The following is a 20,100-nucleotide window of genomic DNA, read 5'->3' as shown; positions in this document are numbered from 1 at the left end:
GATGCTGTGATATGGACCGGGACCACGGCGAACGTGTATTGAGCCGAACCTCAGCATACTGCGCCGTTGACAATATCTGGAAAAACTGAATTCTGTCGCCTGACCCATCGGGCTTTCACCGGCTGGAAAAGCGGGCAGCGGTTCTTGAGTTCGGAGGTCGGAGGCCGGAGGCCGAACTCAGGAGACCAGCGGCTCCTCCCGGACGGTCGCGTCGTAGCGCTCGCCCTCGTAGAGGATTTCGACGCTTGTGCCGGGTTCGGCGTACTCGGGCGGCAGGTACGTGTAGGCGACGCAAGCGCCTTCGGTGTAGCCGTACTCGGCGCTGTGGAGATAGCCGATGGTTTCCTCGCCGTCGAGGACCGGCTTGTTGTCGAGCACGACGGCGTCCTCGTCATCCAGCGTCAAGCATGCGACTTTGTGGTCGATGTTGTCGCCGTCGGCGGCCGCCGCGACCGCCTCCTTGCCGATGAAGTCGGTCTCGAGGTCGACGGCCCAGCCCAGGCCGGCCTCGTAGGGGTTGTGCTCCGTGTGGAGGTCCTTCCCCCAGAGCCGGAACCCTTTCTCGATTCGGAGCGAATCGAGCGCGCCGTTGCCGTACGGGCAGATGCCGTACTCCTCGCCGGCCTCCATGATGTGCTCCCAGAGGCGTTCGCCGTACTCCGAGGGCGTGTAGAGCTCCCAGCCGAGTTCACCCGCATAGGAGACCCGAAGCGCCGTCACGGGGATGTTCTTCACGAAGAACTGCTGGCTCGTGAAAAACGGGAAGGCGTCGTCCGAGAGGTCGACGTCGGTGACCTTCGAGAGGACCTTCCGGGCGTTCGGGCCGGTACAGACCATCGCCGCCAGGTTGGAGGTCACGTCGTTGACGACCACGTCCTCTGGGGACTGTTCACGCACCCACGCGACGTGGTTGTTGCCGACTTCCCGGCCCGTCGTCAGCAGGAGGTAGCGGTCCTCGTCGGTCCGCGTGACCGTGATATCCGCTCGGACCCCGCCGCCCTCGTTGCACATCAGCGTGTACTTCACGTCGCCCACGTCGATGTCCATGTCGTTCGTACAGAGGTACTGGATGAACTCGCCGGCGTCGCTCCCGACGACCTCCATCTTGTTGAAGGGTGTCATGTCGTGGAGGCCGACGTTCTCGCGGACGTTCAGCGCCTCGGCCCCCTCGATCGGCGACCAGTACTTCGCCTCCCAGCCCTCGCGGTCGGGAATCCGGTCGCCGTACTCCGCCAGCAGGTCGGCGTTGGAGTCGAACCAGTGTGGTGCCTCCCACCCGGCCTCCGCCCACAGTTCGGCGTCGTACTCCTTGTGGGTGTGGTACATCGGGGTCCGGCGGATGTCCCGCTGTTTGTCGGTCCAGACCCACTTGGGGTGCATGATGTTGTAGACGATGCGGTACTCCTCGCCGCCGATGTCCCGGGCGAAGTCCCAGCTCCCCTCGTGTTCGTCGAAGCGGTTCACGTCACAATGTGCGAGGTCGATCGGACCGGACGGGAGCCGCGGGACGCCGTGTTCCATCCACTCGGCGAGCGCTTTGCCGGCACCGCCGGCGTGGGTGACCCAGATGGCCGCCGCCGTCCAGAGGCCGTCGTACTCCTGGACGGGCCCCATCACGGGGAGGCCGTTGGGCGACTCCGCGAACATGCCGTTGTACTTGTGTTCGAGCTCCTTGCCGGCCGTCGCCGGGAGCAGTTCGTCGCTGGCCTGGCGCGGCGCCTTGTCCGGCCGGTCCGGATGGGTCGCGTTGTCCATGTGGTAGTCGGTGAACTCGTGGACCGACCCCTGCTCGCCGTCGGGGTCGTTGCCGCCGAGTTCCTGTGGGTCGGGCACGATGGGCTCGTGGTTGTACGAGCCGATGCCGTAGGAGTCCCCGTGGTTCCGGTAGTACATCGCGTTGTCCTGGTCGCGGAGAATCGGCCGGTCGGGACCCACGAGGAGCCGCTTTGCCTTCTCCCCGGAGACGTTCTCGTAGTTCTCGAACAGCGGGTGGTCGGTGATGTCGACCGCGCTGTCGGCCAGTTCGTCCAGCGACTCGGTCATCGTGTACTGGTGCTCGACCGGCGTCACCGGCAGGTGCACGCCGAGTTTCTCGCCGAGTTGCCGGGCCCAGATGTTCGTCGCGACGACGACCTCGTTGCACTCGATGGTGCCGTTCTCCGTGACGACCGCCTGCACGGAGCCGTCCTCGGTCTCGACGTCTTCGGTGCGGGTGTGCGGGACGAACTTCGCGCCCCGGTCCATCGATTCCCGGGCCAGCGCGTCGCAGGCGACGACGCCCGAGACCTGCCCGTCTGTCGGGGAGTAGTAGCCGCCCTTGATCTGGTCGGCGTCGACGAGCGGGAGGTGCTCGGTGACCTCTTCGGGCGAGAGCAACTGCGGGTCCTCGATGCCCCAGGCCTTGGCGTACTCGACGCGGCGCTGGAGGAAGTCCATGCGCTCCTCGCTTCGCGCGACTTCGATGCCGCCGGTTTCGTTGTACGCCTGGTGGCCGTCCGCGCCTTCGAGGTCCGAGTACAGCCGCCGGCTGTAGTCCGCAAACTGGCCGAGGACCTTCGGTTCCGCGGTCTGGAACATGATGCCGGGGGCGTGGGTCGAGGACCCGCCCGTGGTCGGCATCGGTCCCTGGTCGACCACGACCACGTCCTCGCGGCCGAGTGCTGTCAGCTGGTAGGCGATGTTGCAACCGACGATTCCAGCACCGACGATGACAGTGTCGGCCTGGGTCGGCAGGCTATCGGTAGGCTCCATGACTCTGGGTAAAACGTACGATGGCGTGGCAATATAGTTACCGCCTGGCCGCTCTCCTTTGCAAAGTAACAGTACGGTATCAGTTAGTGTTTCAGAATAACAGGAGTACCATTGTTAACAGATTCGCGTCCTGTACGGTGGTCGTTGCTCTCTCTCAGAGTGTGTGAGCTGCTCACAGCTGGAAACCTGTCTTGTCAAGTTATATGTTGTCAGTTCTCTGACTGACGGAGGATAGCGGGGCCCGTCGACAGCCGCCACACGGGTCGGCGTTTCTGTTTGGGCACGATACCGTAGGGTGTACCGCATACTCCCGGTGTTTTTTGTCTGCGCGCCGCCGGATATAGGTATGGACTACACGTCCGTCACGCACACGACGACTGACCGACGGCTCGGACGGTTGCCGTCGGGGCGGGACGTGTCCGTGACTGTCCACCGATACGTCGGTGGCCCCGGACCGACAGTGTACATCCAGGCGGCCCAACACGGCATCGAACTCAACGGTCCGGCCGCGTTACGGCGTCTCCACGACCACCTGACCGACGCGGCCGTTGCCGGGACAGTCATCGTCGTCCCGGTGGTGAACCAGCTCGCGTTCGACCACCGGTCGTACATGACCCCCGGCGAGTACGACGTGATGAACCCGAACCTGAACCGCGTGTGGCCGGGTGACGCGTCCGGGAGCCTCCAGGAGCAGTTCGCGGCTCGCCTGTGGGAACTCGTAACCGACGCCGACGCGGCCGTGGACCTCCACACCGGCACGGCAGACATGCTGGAACACGTCCGGTGCCGGGCGGGCGACCCGGCCGCCAAGCGCCTGGCCCAGGCGTTCGGCACTTCCTACAGACTCACCGACGGTCACGGGGACGGCGACGACGGGTCCGGGGGGACGTTCCGTGCTGCCGCTGCGGGAGCCGGGATTCCGGTCATCACTGCAGAGCTCTCGAACAGTCGCCGGATAGCACAGAGCGCAGTCGCGGCGGGCGTCGACGGCATCCGGAACCTCCTGCGCGATCAGGCCGTCCTCCCGGCTGACCCAGAGCCCCGGGCCGAGCAGACGGTGCTCCGAAACGACGCGGAGGCGGTCACCGCGTCGGAGTCGGGACTGTTCGAATGTCGGTCCGACATCGCCGTCGGCGACACCGTCGACGCCGGGGAGCGACTGGGGACCGTCTACGAACCCTCCTCGTTCGAACAACAACAGGTCGTTTCAGCGACAGAACGTGGAGTGATATTCTCGCTTGCCAGGGAGTCTGTCGTGGTAAAGGGAGAGCGCCTCGCAGGCATCGCGACACCGGAATAGATGTCACGTGTGCGGGAAAGGAGACAGTTCTGACCGTGACGGTACTACCGCAGTTTAGGGGAGGTATATAAATGGGTTGGGTATTCCACACCTATCTCTACACCATAACGTGTCATAGTCACTCAATAACATGGGACTCCACACCGCCTTCACGGCGCTTGCAGAGGTCATCGACGTGTACGAATCCCGCGGTCGGTCCATACAGACCGTCGAAGCATCGCCGGCCGACACCGGGAAAGCGGTCCTCGACGTGACGATGGCGATGCCGGTCTCACTGCAGTCCGGCGCCAGCGCCGGGGAGAGCCTCACGCCGGAGGCGGCGAGGCTAACCGACGGTGGGGACCTCGAAGTGACGTTCTCGCCGTCGGCCACTGACCCCCCGTCGATTGCCGGTGTCTCACTGTCAGTCGGCGACGCCTCGGCGACCGTCACCGACGACGGATTGCTGCTGACAGTGGAGCTGACAATCGACGCAACGGGGGGTTCGGGCGAGGCGGCCAGCGTCGATTGCGGTCCGGAGCGAGACGACGACGACTTACCTACAGCCGACACCGTGGCTTCGGCCGGCACTGGCTGCAGTGCATCCGACGGCTCAGGGGTCCCGGACTCGGAGTCTGTCTCTGCTGGAGGCGAGGGGTCACACGCACACTCACGGTCAGACGAGGCGGGCACAGAAGACACCCAGTCTGACCGCGAGCCGGACCCGGAATCGGACGCGTTCGCCGCCGTCCGCGACGACTCCGTGCCACCGTACGAGGACACCGACTACCTGCAAGCCCTGTACGACGAGTGCGACAACTTCAGAGAGATCGCCGAACGGATACAGATGGATGTCTCCTCCGAGACGGTCCGCAGGTACATGATAGAAGCGGACATCCACGTCCCGAACACGTACAACACGTCCAGTGACGACGGCGAAGTGGCCGCCGGATCAGAGGGGTCGGGCGACACAGCGAGCCAGTCCGAGGCCAGCGAAGGTAGCGAACAGGTCAGCGCGGCCGAACCGGTCTCGACCGAGTCAGCAGGCCCCGACGAGGAATCGGTCAGTGAACTCCCCGACGAGCAACTGGTCACTGACGGGATCGGACTCCCGGCCGACGTCCACCTGCGCGATGTCGCGGACGCGGTCGCCGATTCGGACACTGTGTACGAGGTCCAGCGATGCCTGAGCCTCGACCGTGGCCAGACCAGGGACTTGCTCGAGGAACTCAATCTGTTGGACCTCGTCCTGTGCCGGCTCGCGGACGAACCAGACCACGCCGTCGCCTACGAGACTGTGGCCAGTCGAATCCAGCAGTGTGCGCCCCACGCTCCGTGATAGAACCACCTTCTTATAAAGGGGTTAGATGCCTCACCCACAGACCAAAGTACTGGTACGCCTAACTTCTGTTAAATCATGGCCCTCGGAACACGCACTGTCTCAGATAGTCAGGGTGTCCAGACACTGCTTACAGGCGCCCGGTTCGAACTGATGCCGTTCGAGAGCTTCGACGAGGAGATCACACACCTCCCCGACAACGCGACGATCGCGATAACGACCTCGCCACAGCTCGGCATCGAGAAGACCGTCGAAAAGACGGAGCAAGCCGCTGCGATGGGGTACGACGTCGTCCCACACATCGCGGCCCGCTACGTCGAAGACCGGGAGCAACTCGAGGCGATAGCCGGGCGACTGGAACAGGCAGGCATCACGGACATCTTCGTCCCGGGCGGTGACCGCGAGGAACCGGCCGGCGAGTTCGAGTCGGCGCTCGACATGCTCGAAGTGCTCGCAGACACCGAGTACTCCTTCGAGGAAGTGGGCATCACGGGCTACCCCGAGGGCCACGACTTCATCGACGACGAGACGCTGGCGGAGTCGATGGACCAGAAGGCACCCTATGCGACCTATATCGTCACCCAGCTCTGTTACGACCCGGATGCCGTGCTGGAGTGGGTCGAAGACATCCGCGCACGCGGTGTCGAACTCCCTGTGGAGGTCGGTATCCCGGGCGTGATGAACTACCAGCGGCTGATGCAGATCTCCCAGAAGGTCGGCGTCGGTGACTCGATAAAGTTCCTCAGGAAGACGACAGGCATTCTCGGGTTCGTCAAGCAACTGGTCGGCTCTCGCGGGACGTACGAACCAGACGAACTCATCGACGGCCTCGCCCCCTACGTCGGGGACGACGAGTACAACATCCGCGGCGTCCACATCTACACCTTCAATCAGACGCCCGACACGGAGAAGTGGCGGCACAAGCGCCTGGAGAGCTGACCGGCACCTCAGCGACGCCCGCTGTCGGTGAGCCTGTCGAGGTCAGCGGTACAATTACCTGATGGAAAAACAATATTTATTTGGCAGGTACACGTCACCCGTATGGCCCCGTCCGCCGGACTGTTGAACGCAATTCTGACTGGGTTGGTCACGGGTAGTATCATCGCACTGGGTGCAATCGGCCTGTCGCTGGTCTACGACATCGCCGAGGTCCCGAACTTCGCCCACGGCGACCTGTTGACACTGGGCGCCTACGCCGCGCTGCTGGTGAACAAGCCACAGTCCGTCCCGCTGTTTAACGTGTTCGCCTCGGGCCAGCGTGCGGTGGGTCCCACGGGCGCCGGGCTGCTGTTTGCCGCCTCGGCCGCTGGGGTCCTCGGGTCGGTGTACCACCTCGGCGGCGTCGACGCGATACGCGGGGGCTGGTGGGCGGTTGACGTGTCACCGACGGTGGGGACCGCCGCGCACGTCGGAATCGCAGTGTTCGTCGGTGCGCTCATCGTCGCCGGCCTCCCGTCCTATCCCGCCGCACTCCTGTTCGCCGTCGTCGTGCTGGGAGCCGCGGTCCCGCTGACCGAGTCGGTCGTGTTCCGCAAGTTCCGGGAGAAGGACGTCGAACTGGCGATGATGCTCATCGTCTCCCTCGCGATGGCGTTCATCATCCGGTTCAGTATCCAGACCGTCTTCGGCGGCGACATCCGGTTCTACGAGGTGGACACGACGATTCAGGCGGCCGGGTCCAGCGTCAACTTCACGTTCGCGAAGCTGATCGACTTCCTGGTGTCGAGCAACGGGGTAGTTATCAACGTCCTCGATACACGCGGCACGGAGAACCTCCAGTTGTTCACCCTGGGCTACGGCTGGCTGGAGGTGGTCGCCATTCTGGGCGTTACAGCCCTGGTTGCGGGTGCGGGCTACCGACGCCGCCGCGACACCGCGGGCGTCGTCGGCCCACGCCTGGCTGCTGGCCTCGCCGGCGGAGCCCTCCTGCTGGTCGGTGGCGCACTGTTCGCCGGTGGCGGGACGGTCCCGTCGGAGACGCTGTACGCGACGCGCCTGCGAACGTCGCCGCTCAGGCTCGGTATCATCCTCATCGCGCTCGGTCTCATGGGGTTCCTCCACTACCTGCTGCAGGCGACGACGCTCGGGAAGGCGATGCGAGCGACCAGCGACAACCGGGACCTGGCGATGATCCGGGGTATCAACACGCGCCGCGTGATGATGGTCGTCTGGATCATCGCGGGGATGTTCGCCGCGGTCGCCGGCGTGTTGCTGGGCTTCCTGTTCAGCAACATCACCATCAACCTCGGCTTTTTCCTGTTGCTCCCGATGTTCGCCGGCGTCATCCTCGGCGGTATCTCGGTGTACGGAGCCATCCTCGGGAGTTACGTCGTCGGACTCGCGATGGAAGTCGGCATCTTCGCCATCCCGGGGCTGAGCGCGACCTACAGGGTGCCCGTCGCGTTCGTCGTGTTACTGCTCGTCTTGCTCATCAAGCCCGAAGGAATAACGGGGGCCTAACGGATGGCGGTATCCGACGTCGTCATCTCGTTTGTCGTGCTGGTCGCCATCTACGGCATCCTCTCGTACGGACTGACCCTGAAGTACGGCCACACCGGGCTCCTGGACTTCGGCCACGTGGGGTTCTTCCTCGTCGGCGCGTACACGTCGGCGCTGTTCGTCCTCCCGCCGGACGACCCCGGCGACTTCACGGCCTACGTCGTCGGGCTCGGCGACGTCCCCGTCGTCGGGACATGGATCGTCGGCATCGCAGTCGCGACCGTGCTGTCGGGGATAATCGGTGGGCTGGTCGCGCTGCCGACCATCCGCCTTCGGGAGGACTACCTCGCGATCACGGTGCTTGGCGTGTCGGTCATCTTCCAGCGGTTCATCCAGGCCGAGTCGTGGTTCGCGAACGGCCCCGACGCGCTGCGCGGGTACAGCCCGCCCCTGAAGAGCAGCTTCCCGCTCTTGTTGGAGGGGCAGGTCGGCGTGCCGTTCCTCGGTGTGTCGCTCCCGGCCACACCGGTTCTGTTCGGCGTCATCACGGCCGTCGTCTGGGGTGTTGCCCTCGCTGTGCTCGCCGGGGAGCGGGGTCGCGGCTCCCCGTTGCCGGTGTCGACGCTGTATCTCGCGGGCTCGTTCGGGCTCTCGACGCTGGGTCGCTCCGACGGCCCGCTGGCGAACCGGGTCCGGGTGGCCGCCGCCGGGGGCGTCGTCGCCGCCGGGCTCATGGCGGTGTTGCTGGCCGTCGCGGACCGCATCTTGCTGGTCGGCGTGCTGGTCTCCGCGTTCACCTGGCTCGTGCTGGTCGCGGTCCTGGCCCGACAGTTCGGACGGTTTACCCGCCGTGAGTGGGTGAGCGGTATCGGCCTCGGCACGGCCTTCCTTGTCGCCTTGCTGCCGATTCCCTACGCCGACGCCGTCTCGGTCAAAATCGGCGGCGGTCTGCTCCTGCTCGGGGTCGTCGTCGGCGGGTTCTACCGCGCCGTTCGGTCGCTGGACTGGTTCGCCGCGGCGAAAGTACAGATAGTCGGTGCGGCGGCGCTGTGGTTCGTCGCCATCTGGTACTTCCTCATTCCGCTGGTCGGGCCACTCGGCAGCGGGCAGCCCGGGGCGGCGCTCAAAGCCCTGGTGCAGAACCTCGTGTGGATACTGGCCTTCGGCGGGGACGTCGGCGTGGACTACGTCGTGGCCGTCGTCGGGAATCTGACCGTCCAGGTCGACTACCAGCGCTTCCTGCTGGCCGGCTTCGTCCTGTTTATGATCGGGGCCTACTACCTGCTGGAACTGACCGCCCGGTCGCCGTTCGGTCGGGTGCTTCGGGCGGTTCGAAACGACGAAGACGTGGTACGCTCGCTGGGCAAGGACCCCTTCGTGTACAAGATACAGAGCATGGTCATCGGCTCGTCGCTGGCCGGCTTCGCGGGCGCGCTCTGGGCGATGTACACCCAGGGGCTGACGTTCGTCACGTTCGCGCCGCGAGTGACGTTCATCGCCCTGCTCATCGTCTTCATCGGTGGGCCAAGCAACAACAAGGGGACGATCCTCGGTGCCGCCGTCTTCTGGGCCTTCCAGCAGGCGACGACCCAGATCGCGTCGTTTTTCCCACCGGCACTGCGTGTCAACGTGGTAGCGTTCCGTCTCGTCGTCATGGGGATTCTGTTCCTCGTCGTCCTGTACTATCTCCCGGACGGACTGCTGGGGAAGGCGAACTACAGCACACCCGGACGGGCCGACGAAACCCGCAAACCGCAGCGGGAAGGCGGCGTGGCCGCCCGCGCCGACGGGGGTGAGGACGAATGAGCGCAATCCTCGAAGTGGAGGACCTGCGAAAGACCTTCGGGGGAATCGTCGCCGTCGACGGCGCCACCTTCGACATCGAGGCGGGGTCGATAACGGGGCTCATCGGGCCCAACGGCGCCGGCAAGACCACGACGTTCAACCTCATAAGCGGGTTCTACAAGCCCGACAGCGGGACCGTCCGCTACGACGGACAGCCGCTCCAGGACCTGATGACGGCAAGCAGCGACGAACGACTCATCTGGGGGAGCGCGTCCGGACTCACCTTCGGGAGCATCGGTGCCGTCGCGGCCTTCGGTGCCGCCGGGCTCGGCACCGCGACCAGTCTGGGCGTCGGCGCGCTGGGCGCGGGCCTCGGAGCCGGCGTCTACGTCGGACAGGAGCGGCTCAAGGCCGCGTACGACGGGCACAAGTTCAGCCGGCCGTTCATGCTGGCCCGGGAGGGACTGGCCCGGACGTTCCAGATAACGCGGGAACTGAGCGACATGACCGCCCGGGAGAACCTGATGCTCGCCCCGCAACAACAGGCCGGCGAGAACCTCGCCAACGCGTGGTTCCGCCGGGACGCCGTGGCCGAGGAGGAGACTGCGCTGTACGAGCGGGCGACGGAGATGCTGGAGCTCCTCGAAATCGACCACGTCGCCGAGGAACTGGCCGGGAACCTCTCGGGCGGCCAGCGGAAACTGCTGGAACTGGGCCGGGTCCTGATGCTGGACCCGGAACTCGTCCTCCTCGACGAACCGGTGGCGGGCGTCAATCCGGCGCTGACCGAGAAGCTGACCGACCGGATCAGGGCCCTGCGCGACGAGGGCTACACCTTCTGTATCGTCGAACACGACATGGAAGTCATCATGGACCTCTGTGACACAATCATCGTCATGAACGAAGGCAAGAAGCTTGTCGAGGGCGAACCGGCCGCGATTCGGGACGACCAGCGTGTCATCGACGCGTACCTGGGGGTGGACTGAGATGGCACTCCTCGAAGCACGGGGGGTCGTCTCCGGGTACGGTGACGCCGAGATCCTCCACGGCGTCGACCTGGACGTCGGCGAGAGGGAGATCGTCACCATCATCGGCCCGAACGGGGCCGGGAAGTCGACGCTGATGAAGGCTATCTACGGCCTCATCGACTGCTGGGCGGGGCGAGTCACGTTCGACGGGGACGACATCACCGACCTCCGGGCCGACGAAGTGACCGAACAGGGTCTGTGCTACGTCCCCCAGCGGGAGAACGTCTTCCCGAACCTCACCGTCCGGGAGAACCTCGAAATGGGGGCCTACATCGACGCCGACGTCAGCGAGGCGGACTTCCAGGAGGCCTTCGAGCGGTTCCCGGTCCTCGGCGAGCGCCAGAACCAGAAGGCCGGCACCATGTCCGGCGGGCAACAGCAGATGCTCGCCCTGTCCTCGGCGCTGATGCTCGACCCGGAGCTGGTCCTCGTCGACGAGCCCTCCGCCGGCCTGGCGCCGGACCTCGTCGACGACATGTTCGACCGCCTCGTCCGGATCCGCGACGAGACCGACACGGCGATTCTCATGGTCGAACAGAACGCCCGGCAGGCGCTGTCAGTCTCGGACAGAGGCTACGTGCTGGACATGGGAGAGAACAAGTTCACGGGAAGCGGACAGGACCTGCTCGACAGCGAGGAGGTCGGTGAGCTGTATCTCGGGGGCTAGGTGCTCGTTCTGAGCACCCTGTCCGGAATCAGCTCCCGGCGGGCGGCCGGGTCGTCGGGGAGCGCCCGCTGTTCAAGCGGGCCCTCGCCGCTGGCCCACAGGAGTCTCGTCGTTTCGCTGTGCTCCCGATACGCGGCCACCGTCACCGGCGACACACGGCCCACGGAAAGCGTCCGCTCGTCTAGCGGAATCCGTTCGAGCGAAGCGAGCGGTCCCTCGTCCGGGTCGCCCTCGAACACCGGGAACAGATGCGCGCCAGCGCCAGCGGGTTCGGTCCCGACGGCGAGCGCCGTCGCGCCGGCGGCCCGGAGCTGCGACACCAGGTCCGGGAGCGGGCGCTCGACGCCCCCCAGTGCTGTTCCAAGTCGGTCGGTCCCGTCCGTCAACGCGACCGACGTGTCGTCCGTCGCGGCGTACACGACGAGGTGTGTGTCCGCGTAGGTCGGGTCCGTCTCCTCGCTGACGGTGAACTCGTAGGAGCGGTCGCCCACTCGTAGCGCTGCGGCGTCTGCGACCGCGTCGGGTTCCGTGCCGTCCGCCGACACCCCGACGACCACGCGCAGCTCGGCGTCCCAGTCGGGGTAGACGGTGTCGACCGCCACGTAGTCGGCGCCCCGTTCGGCCCGGTAGGCCTCGACGAACGCCTCCAGCGGGACCGCCGAGACGGACTCGTCCAGCAGTCGGGCGAGGCAGTCGCTGAACGTCTCGTCGGGCCGCCGGTGTCGCTGGAGGCGCTCGGCGACCGGGGTGTCGACCCAGAGCACGGCGGGGTTGTCGTACACGTCGTCCGGGTACGGCGGCGGCCCCGTCCGCTTGACCGTCGCTTCGGCCCGCTGGACTTTCGCCTCGGCCCGGTCGTAGTAGTCGGTCACGATGGTCCGCGAGAGCGGGTCGCCCTCCGTCGCGCGTCCGATGGCCCAGATGTACAGCCCGACCGCCTCGTAGGAGAGCGGTTCGGTGCCGTCGTGAGCGAGCGTCCGGAGCACCCACGTCTGGGCCTCCCGCTGTGAGAGGGTGGTCTCGGCGACGAGTTCGTCCACGTACTCGCCGTAGAGTTCGCGGACCGTGTAGCAGATTTCCTCGACCTGGTCGCGGGTAACCCCCTCCGGGAGCGGGTCCAGTGCCGTGAAATCCAGCGCGCCGCCGATGACGTTCAGCTTCGTCGCCGGCTGCCACTCCGGCTCGATGTCGACGCTCATACCCGTAGTATACCTGTCGGCGAAATAAAGCCACACGCCGGCTGGGTCAGCGGCGACGGGAGGACATCGACTGACTCGACGGGGCGGCCGGGCGGACGCCGGCTACATCTTGCCCTCGAAGTAGCTCAGGGGGACCTCCTCGATGACTTCGGCCTCGCCGCCGGTCACTTCGAGGATACGGTAGGGGACGACCGGTTCGAGGTTCTCGTTGAGGTCGACCGAGCCGGAGGCCCCCTCGTAGTTCACGCTCTCATCGTTCGCCAGCGCCTCCTTGCCGGCCTGGAACTCCCCGACGCCGACCGTCGTTCCCTCGCCTCCGGAGACGCTGCGGATGTTCTCCGCGATAGCCGTCCCGCTGGCTTCTCCGGCCTGCTGTATCGCCAGCGCTTCGAGGTAGGTCGCGTCGTAGGCGTGGGGCGCGAACTGCGTGACCGCGCTCTCACCGCCCATATTGCTGATGAACGTCTCGCTGTTGGCGGTCTGTGGGGACGTGATCAGCATGCCCTCGACGATGTCGGAGAGGTCCGACAGGAGCTGTGGCGAGAGAATCGCCTCGGCGCCGACCCACTGTCCGCCGTAGCCGCCCTGGCTCCACTGGTTCAGTATCGTCCGGCCGTTCCCGGGATACATCACGGCCCCCACCGCCTCGGGGTCGCCGTCGAACACCGAGTCCAGCGTCGAGGTGTAGTCGTTCGTCTGCTGGGAGTAGCCGACCATGTTCAGCGTCTCGCCCTCGAAGTTCTCGCTTGCCTGCTCGGCAAGTCCCTGACCGTAGGGGTTGTCGACGTAGAGGAACGACGCCGTCTCGGCCTCGAGACGCTGGTTCAGTATCCGGCCCATCACGAGGGCCTGCTGGACGTCGTTTGGCGAGGTCCGACCGTAGTATTTCACGCCGTTGTCCTCGTTGACGCCCGCGGTCGCGAGTGCCGGAGACGTGTTCCCGTTGCTCACTTCCATCACCCGGTTGTCCCGAGCGACCGGCGCGAGTGTGGTCCCGATGCCACTCGAGTACGGGCCCACGAGTCCGACGATGCCCTCCTCGTTTATCATCGTCCGGAACTTCTGGGCCGCCCGGGAGGGGTTCCCCTCCGTGTCCCGGTTGAGAGTCTCGATCTCACGGTCCAACGGACCGCCCGCGCCGTTGATCTCCTCGGCCGCGAGGTTAGCGGCCTTCTGATGGCCGCCGCCGTATGCGCTGTTGGTGCCCGTGACCGGGAACAGCGTCCCGATCGTGATCGGTTCGCCGCCGCCGCTTTCACCGTCCCCGCTCTCCGTGTTCATCGACTCGTCACCGGTTTCCGTGGCCGTCGTCCCGCCGTCACCGCCGCCATCACCGCCGTCGTCTGACTGTTGGGAACAGCCGGCCAGCGACACGACACCTGCTGTGCTTCCGACCCCGAGTCGTTTCAGAAGGTCACGTCTGGTCTGTTCAGACATGTGCATTGGTATGTATGAACAATTCACTTATGAATCTGTGTTGAGATGCAATATTGTCCTCACGACGAGGCCGGTTGGACCGGTCTCTCTGTACCCGCCGTTGACGCCGCGTGTACACACCCGCGACCGCCGGTCCGCACAACGAATCACCGGTCTGGTAGGTTGCGTCGAGACGCAGATTATTACGTTGCCAGGCCCTTGAATGGCGTATGACGTACGACACTGTTCGCGAAACAGACCCGGCAGTCGCAGACGCCCTGGAGGGTGAACGGGGCCGGCAGAACGACACGCTGGCGATGATCGCAAGCGAGAACCACGTCAGCGAGGCCGTGATGGAGGCCCAGAGCTCCGAACTGACGAACAAGTACGCCGAGGGCTATCCCGGCGAGCGCTACTACGGCGGCTGCGAGTACGCCGACGACGTCGAGGAACTCGCCATCGACCGCGCCAAGGAACTGTGGGGCGCGGACCACGTCAACGTCCAACCCCATTCCGGTTCGCAGGCCAACATGGGCGTCTATCTCGGCGTCCTCGAACCCGGCGACAAGATCCTCTCGCTTGACCTGACTCACGGCGGCCATCTCTCACATGGCCACCCGGCGAACTTCGCCGGTCAGGTGTACGAGGTCGAACAGTACAAAGTCGACGAGGAGACCGGCTACATCGACTACGAAGCGCTGCACGACCACGCCGAGGAGTTCGACCCGGACATCATCGTCTCGGGGTACTCGGCCTATCCCCGGGAAGTCGACTTCGAGCGCATCCAGGAAGCCGCCGACGCCACTGGCGCATACCACCTCGCGGACATCGCTCACATCACCGGCCTCGTCGCCGCCGGCGTCCACGAGTCACCTGTCGGCGTCGCCGACTTCGTCACCGGGTCGACGCACAAGACCATCCGCGCCGGCCGCGGCGGCATCATCATGTGCGATGAAGAGTACGCCGACGACATCGACAACGCCGTCTTCCCAGGCTCCCAGGGCGGCCCGCTGATGCACAACGTCGCCGGCAAGGCCGTCGGTTTCGGCGAGGCGCTGACGCCCGAGTTCGGGGAGTACGCCGAACAGACGGTGGACAACGCCATCGCGCTCGGCGAGCGACTCAAAGAGCACGGCCTCTCGCTGGTCTCCGGCGGCACGGACAACCACCTCGTGCTCATCGACCTCCGGCCCTCTCATCCCGACACCACCGGCAAAGACGTCGAAGCAGCGCTTGAGGAGGCCGGCATCGTCCTCAACGCCAACACCGTCCCCGGCGAGACCCGCTCGGCGTTTAACCCCTCGGGCATCCGTGCCGGCACGCCAGGCCTGACGACGCGGGGGTTCGACGAGGACGCCTGCCGCGAGGTCGCGGACCTCATCTACGAGGTGGTCGATGCCCCCCACAACGACGACGTCGTCGCGACGGTCAGTGACCGCGTGGATGAACTGACCGACGAGTACACCCTGTACGAGTAGTGCCGGACCGACCCGGGAAGCCGAGTCAGTAGAAGCGTTTTGTGTCACGGGGGCCCATCCTGGGGTATGGAGGCCTGCAACCTGACACTCCGCGGCCCCGATGCCGACGCGTTCGCGGACTCGTTTCTGGAAGCCAAAGCGATGGAAGGCAAGCGCTCGCTCAACAAGCGTGGTGTCCGCAACGCCCATCGATACGAGGGGACCGGGTTCACGCAGATCGCCTACGAGCGCGGGTCCGCCTACGACGAATCGTGGCTCATGGTCTCGGTGCTCGTCGAGACAGTCGACGACCGGACGCGAACCGTCGTCGTCCTCGTCGGCGGTGGCGGAGAGGGGCCGTTCAAGATGGAGGAGCTGTCCCTGCGGAGGCTACGGGAGGGCGAGGGGGCGGTCGGCCAGGCGGGTCGGTTCGCGACCGTACTGGAAGATATCGAGCGGGTGTGTGCGGAGTTGGAGGTGACCGTCGAAACGACGTGGGAAACGGAGACGGAGGACAGCATCTCGGCGAAGCTCAAAAGAGAGATATTCAGCTCCTGACTGTCCAGGTTTCACGAAAACGAGCGTCGCGGTCCCCCCGACAGCACGGGGGTTCGAATCGAAAGTGGGACAGACGGCGGGTTAGTCGTCGCTTTCGGCCTCTTTCCGGGCGTTGAGCTTCGCCTGCTCTCGGGCGCTCGGATTGACGGACTCCTTGAACGGTACTTTCGCGGCGGTCGCGAACACCGGTTCACCGGCTTCCTCGGCGTACTCGTCGGGGAGGTGAACCCGGAACTCCAGGTCCAGTTCCTCGTCGTAGATCTCGTCGTTGAGCGGCGTGTCAGAGACCTCCTGGATCTTCTCAGCCGGGACAAAGCCCATGCCGATGTTGGTCTCGAGGTCCGGGTTCCACCACGGCGAGGTGAGGTAGCCACACTCCTCGCCGGTGTCGGGGTCGGAGATGAGCCAGAAGTCCGGCGCGTAGTCGCGGATCGGCTCGCCGGCCATCTTCAGGCCGATGAGTTTGTGCTCGAACGGGTACTCGCCGTTCTCGATGAGGTCCTTCTGCCGCTGGAGTTCCTCCTTCCCGATGTAGTCGGCCTCCTTGTCGTCGGGGACCTGGTAGCCGAGGTTGACCTGGAACGGCGAGGTCTCGTGGTCGAGGTCCTGGCCCCAGGACATGATTCCGGCCGCGATCCGGCGGTGATGGCCCGGCGCGATCTGGCGACCGCCGTGGTCCTTGACACTCGCCATGACCGGGTCCCAGACGCGCTCGGCGTACTTCGAGGCCTCCTTGACGTAGACCTCGAAGCCCTCCTCGCCGGAAAAGCCGGTCTGGCTGATCAGCACGTCACAGCCGTCGATCTCGGCCTCCATCAGGCCGTAGTAGGGGACGTCTTTGACCTTGTCGCCGACGACGTCGACCATCACGTCGAGCGCCCTCGGCCCCTGGATCTGCATCGGCGCGACGTCGATCTCGTCGATCTCGACGTCGAAGTCGTTGTCGACGTTGACGCCCTGTAGCCACTGCATGAGCGTCGAGTCGGAGATGGAGAACCAGAACTCGTCTTCCTCGGGGCGCAGGAGGACAGGGTCGTTGAGGACGCCGCCGTCCTCGTTACACAGGATGACGTACTTCCCGTCCATGGCGTCCATGCCCGTCACGTCGCGGGTGACGACGTAGTTCGTCAGCGCCTCGGCGTCGGGGCCCTTGACGCGAATCTGGCGCTCGACAGCGACGTCCCAGAGGGTGACGGTGTTGGTCAGTGCGTCGTACTCCTTCATCACCCCTCCGTCCTCGGGTTCGATGAGGCCGCGCGGGTGATAGAGGCGGTTGTAGACGGTCGCTCGCCAGGCGCCTTCCTCGTTGAATGATTTATGGAAAAACGGGGACTTTCGAACGCGCGTCGACACCAACATCTCGATGTTGGGGTCACCAGTCTGGCGGAGGTTACGGGGTACTGTCCGGTCTGACTGGTCGACACTGGGATGATTGGGATGTTCCTCGTTACCGGTCATGCCTATGAAAGAAGATGAGAAATACTAATAAAATATATTGTTACTTGCTTCTGGGTTTTATATACGGCGTGGCTCTGTACACTCTGCGAGGGGTCCCGAAACCGTAGCCTAACGTCGCCAGAGCATGAATATTCCACCCGGAACCGCGGTACGTGGTACTCACACTGTCGGGTATACGTCTGGACGGAATCTCGCCACCGGGGGCAGTAGTGCACAATAGGTACAGCCGACAGTATCAGCCGGGCTGTCGACGTACTACCGCGAAACAGAGCACGAAGCCACCGCTGTGGCGGCCCGCCGGTCCGTCATTCCGACCCGTCGCCAGCACGAGTGTACTTGACGATATCGAAATCGCGGTGTGTCGTTCGCTCCACCTCGGTCCAGCGGGCCCAGTCGACGGGCGGGAAAACGGTATCGCCGTCGAAAGCCGCAGTTAGCTCGGTCAGGAGTAGTTCGTCGGCCCGCGGGAGAAACTGCTCGTAGACGGTTGCACCACCGATAACGTACGTCGTCGATGCACCGCTGTCGCCCGCTTTGGCTACCGCCGCCGTCGTCGACGTGACGGCCGTGACACTGTCAGGGAGCCGTTCCGGCGTCGTGGTCAGAACGATGTTCAGTCGGTCCGGAAGCGGCCCCTCAAGCTCGCGCCGAATGCTCTCGAAGGTGCGCCGTCCCATGACTACCGGGTGGCCGGTAGTCGTCCGTTTGAAATGTCGCAGGTCCTCGGGATACTGCCACGGCACGTCGCCGTCGGCACCGATCACACCGTTTGCCGCGACGGCCGCGATCAGCGAGAGCTTCATACACTCCCTTGTCTGGCTACTGGTAATAAGTCCATCCCGGTGTGGGGCGAGTCCACCGGTCGAACCGCACGTGTCAGTCTCTCTGTTAGAGCTGGAGAGCTGCTCGCCGGGGTGTGGGTCGACCCGACGGAGTTCCCCCTGCCATTCGATACAGATCACACACAGCGTGGCAGCACCAGTGCTAACTCGGAACGCGATAGCGTGTCTCGCGCGCGATTTATGAGGTTCAGCCATATAAAATATCGTATGGACACGATTCACCTGTCGCCCGGTCCCGCCGCTGCTCAGGCGTTTCGCCTCGGCATCGTCGCGAGCGCGGTCGGTGGACTCGCTGGAATCGCGACGTTGTACTGGCTAGACGTTCTGACACCGCTGTTTGCCGGATACGCACTTGTCCTCCTGTTTCCCGTGTATCTGGTCTTCGCCGCGACAGTGTTGAGCGTCTGGCTGGGATACAACAAGGACGTGACGGCGTTGCGGCCGGTCTACCGGCAGAAAGAATCGAAGGGGCGGTCTGAGTAGCTAACTGCAGGTAAAGAGGTCTACATATGGCCTCGACGCAACTGTTTTCGAAGAAAGTTCAGACATACCGGAACATCCAGCCTCAAATCGGCGGCGGTATCCAGAAGACGGAATCGAATGTGAACTCAGAGGACCGGAGGACTCTCCGAGTGCCCGCCGGCGTCTGATTGCGAACTCACTCCTCTCTGTCAATTACTGTTGCCGCAATGAGGTTCCGCATCCCGCGCCGGAGTCGGCCGCTCATTGCTGTCGAGGAGAGACCGATCTCTTCTGCGACTTCGTTCAGCGATATGTCCCTCGGTTCGCCGAAGTAGCCGTTCTCGTATGCGGTTACAAGTGCAGTCAACTGTTCATCGGTCAGTCCGTACGACGATTCACCACCGGTGTCCGTGTTTCCGTATATTTCGATGATATCGAGCGAGATGTCGTTCTCGTTTGCGTACTCCCAGATCGTGTTGAGCGCCTCACGGTCGGGGAGCAGGAGTCGGGCGAGCCAGCCGTTGCCCTTCGTCTCCGTGTGGACGAGAAACCCGTTAACATCGGTGACAGTAGAGCTGATGAGTTTCGTCTCGGGAGTGTGCTCGATGTAGTATATACCGGTCTGGTCGGTCCAGTCGACGAGGTCGTAGTTCTTGACCGTCGGATCGGTATCGAGACTCTCTTCGAGTCGCTTCCTGTCGTGATACTCGATAAGGAACGGAAACACAGTTGACCCCGGATCTGTATTCCCCTGCGTGATTACTCGGATCGCTATGTCTTCGAGGCTCTGTAACGTTGGAACCAGAGCGAGCCGTTCGTGTTCGATGTGTATCTTCGTCGTTATTGACATATTGTGGTGAGGAGACTGCTATCGAAGCGTCAAAAACGGATATCAGTCCGGCGACTGAGTGCCATCATTCGTGTGCTGTTGTGTATTTCGTGGGGGCCCACGTCAATGTTTACATACACAGGTTCACACACGAGGGAAAAATAAAAAAACTGACTATCGTCTCAAAGACACCGTCTCCGGGGAGACTGTATTTTCACCAATGAGAACGCCTTAACGAGTACAGAAAAAACGCGAAACAACTCAGAAGGCGTGTGTCAACAATCCATCTAATTTGGCGGGTAACACACGTTTCGACGGCAATCTGTATTAACAATCGTTTATAATTTGCTGTAATAAATACCCGTAAATATCCACCAACGAGCTTAGGGGGCTATACCCGGTATAGTAAATTGATATGAGTGAAACACGAACCCAGACCACCGAGAACGCACCGTTCTCGAACGACGATTTCTATCTGCCGGCAGTCGCGCTCCCGCCGGACCTCGGCCGTATCGAAGCGGTCGTCTCCGACCTCTTCGACTTCCACGGCGTCGTGCTGATTCCGGACAGTTACAACAAATAACTCGGTGC

17 protein-coding genes are annotated in these 20,100 nt (G+C 64.1%); 11 read left to right on the top strand and 6 right to left on the bottom strand.

Annotation, left to right across the window (positions count from 1 at the left end):
• Positions 1-177: 177 nt before the first annotated feature.
• Entirely contained in the window at positions 178-2,751 is a 2,574-nt protein-coding gene (locus KZ498_RS13675; protein ID WP_312619499.1) for an FAD-dependent oxidoreductase, read from the bottom strand.
• A 346-nt stretch (positions 2,752-3,097) separates the two neighbouring features.
• Between KZ498_RS13675 and KZ498_RS13670 the strand changes: the two genes are divergently transcribed.
• The 7 genes from KZ498_RS13670 to KZ498_RS13640 all read left to right on the top strand — a co-directional run bounded on the left by KZ498_RS13670 (position 3,098) and on the right by KZ498_RS13640 (position 11,288).
• A complete protein-coding gene (locus tag KZ498_RS13670; protein ID WP_312619498.1) occupies positions 3,098-4,051 on the top strand; it encodes a succinylglutamate desuccinylase/aspartoacylase family protein in 954 nt (317 codons plus the stop codon).
• Positions 4,052-4,181: 130 nt separating this feature from the next.
• Positions 4,182-5,369, top strand: coding sequence for a hypothetical protein (locus tag KZ498_RS13665; protein ID WP_312619497.1), 1,188 nt, complete (start codon positions 4,182-4,184; stop codon positions 5,367-5,369).
• A gap of 78 nt (positions 5,370-5,447) precedes the next feature.
• Complete coding sequence (locus KZ498_RS13660) at positions 5,448-6,308, top strand: methylenetetrahydrofolate reductase (RefSeq protein WP_312619495.1); 861 nt, start codon at positions 5,448-5,450, stop codon at positions 6,306-6,308.
• A gap of 102 nt (positions 6,309-6,410) precedes the next feature.
• On the top strand, positions 6,411-7,829 hold the full coding sequence (locus tag KZ498_RS13655) for an ABC transporter permease subunit (RefSeq protein WP_312619493.1): 1,419 nt from the start codon (positions 6,411-6,413) through the stop codon (positions 7,827-7,829).
• Between the two features lie 3 nt (positions 7,830-7,832).
• The gene (locus KZ498_RS13650; protein WP_312619492.1) at positions 7,833-9,614 is read left to right on the top strand and encodes an ABC transporter permease subunit; all 1,782 of its coding nucleotides are present in this window, start codon (positions 7,833-7,835) and stop codon (positions 9,612-9,614) included.
• On the top strand, positions 9,611-10,579 hold the full coding sequence (locus tag KZ498_RS13645; protein WP_312619491.1) for an ABC transporter ATP-binding protein: 969 nt from the start codon (positions 9,611-9,613) through the stop codon (positions 10,577-10,579). The genes KZ498_RS13650 and KZ498_RS13645 overlap by 4 nt, the downstream gene beginning before the upstream one ends.
• A gap of 1 nt (position 10,580) precedes the next feature.
• Complete coding sequence (locus tag KZ498_RS13640) at positions 10,581-11,288, top strand: ABC transporter ATP-binding protein (RefSeq protein WP_312619490.1); 708 nt, start codon at positions 10,581-10,583, stop codon at positions 11,286-11,288.
• On the opposite strand, the gene KZ498_RS13635 is transcribed toward KZ498_RS13640, so the two are convergent.
• Complete coding sequence (locus KZ498_RS13635; RefSeq protein WP_312619489.1) at positions 11,285-12,487, bottom strand: hypothetical protein; 1,203 nt, start codon at positions 12,485-12,487, stop codon at positions 11,285-11,287. The two genes, KZ498_RS13640 and KZ498_RS13635, sit on opposite strands and share 4 nt — an antisense overlap.
• 102 nt (positions 12,488-12,589) lie before the next feature.
• Complete coding sequence (locus KZ498_RS13630; protein WP_312619488.1) at positions 12,590-13,924, bottom strand: ABC transporter substrate-binding protein; 1,335 nt, start codon at positions 13,922-13,924, stop codon at positions 12,590-12,592.
• A 209-nt stretch (positions 13,925-14,133) separates the two neighbouring features.
• On the opposite strand from KZ498_RS13630, the gene glyA reads away from it, so the two are divergent.
• Together glyA and KZ498_RS13620 are read left to right on the top strand one after the other, a co-directional pair.
• Positions 14,134-15,381, top strand: coding sequence for a serine hydroxymethyltransferase (glyA, locus tag KZ498_RS13625; RefSeq protein ID WP_312619487.1), 1,248 nt, complete (start codon positions 14,134-14,136; stop codon positions 15,379-15,381).
• Positions 15,382-15,447: 66 nt separating this feature from the next.
• A complete protein-coding gene (locus tag KZ498_RS13620) occupies positions 15,448-15,918 on the top strand; it encodes a hypothetical protein (RefSeq protein WP_312619486.1) in 471 nt (156 codons plus the stop codon).
• 81 nt (positions 15,919-15,999) lie between these two features.
• Here KZ498_RS13620 and KZ498_RS13615 read toward each other — a convergent pair whose 3' ends face one another.
• Positions 16,000-17,376, bottom strand: a complete 1,377-nt coding sequence (locus KZ498_RS13615) for an aminomethyl transferase family protein (protein ID WP_312619485.1) — start codon at positions 17,374-17,376, stop codon at positions 16,000-16,002.
• A gap of 305 nt (positions 17,377-17,681) precedes the next feature.
• Entirely contained in the window at positions 17,682-18,179 is a 498-nt protein-coding gene (locus tag KZ498_RS13610; protein WP_312619484.1) for a dihydrofolate reductase, read from the bottom strand.
• A gap of 246 nt (positions 18,180-18,425) precedes the next feature.
• On the opposite strand from KZ498_RS13610, the gene KZ498_RS13605 reads away from it, so the two are divergent.
• The gene (locus KZ498_RS13605; RefSeq protein ID WP_312619483.1) at positions 18,426-18,701 is read left to right on the top strand and encodes a hypothetical protein; all 276 of its coding nucleotides are present in this window, start codon (positions 18,426-18,428) and stop codon (positions 18,699-18,701) included.
• A 175-nt stretch (positions 18,702-18,876) separates the two neighbouring features.
• Here the strand turns inward: KZ498_RS13605 and KZ498_RS13600 are convergent, their stop codons facing one another.
• Positions 18,877-19,530: a helix-turn-helix domain-containing protein gene (locus KZ498_RS13600; RefSeq protein WP_312619482.1), complete on the bottom strand. Its 654-nt coding sequence runs from the start codon at positions 19,528-19,530 to the stop codon at positions 18,877-18,879.
• A 394-nt stretch (positions 19,531-19,924) separates the two neighbouring features.
• On the opposite strand from KZ498_RS13600, the gene KZ498_RS13595 reads away from it, so the two are divergent.
• Positions 19,925-20,092, top strand: a complete 168-nt coding sequence (locus KZ498_RS13595) for a hypothetical protein (RefSeq protein ID WP_312619481.1) — start codon at positions 19,925-19,927, stop codon at positions 20,090-20,092.
• Positions 20,093-20,100: the final 8 nt, after the last annotated feature.

Origin of the sequence: Haloarcula sp. 1CSR25-25, assembly GCF_032027985.1 — an archaeon.
Taxonomy (GTDB): domain Archaea; phylum Halobacteriota; class Halobacteria; order Halobacteriales; family Haloarculaceae; genus Haloarcula.
Note: the sequence above shows the minus strand (reverse complement) of the source record. Positions and strands in the feature narration are given on the sequence as shown.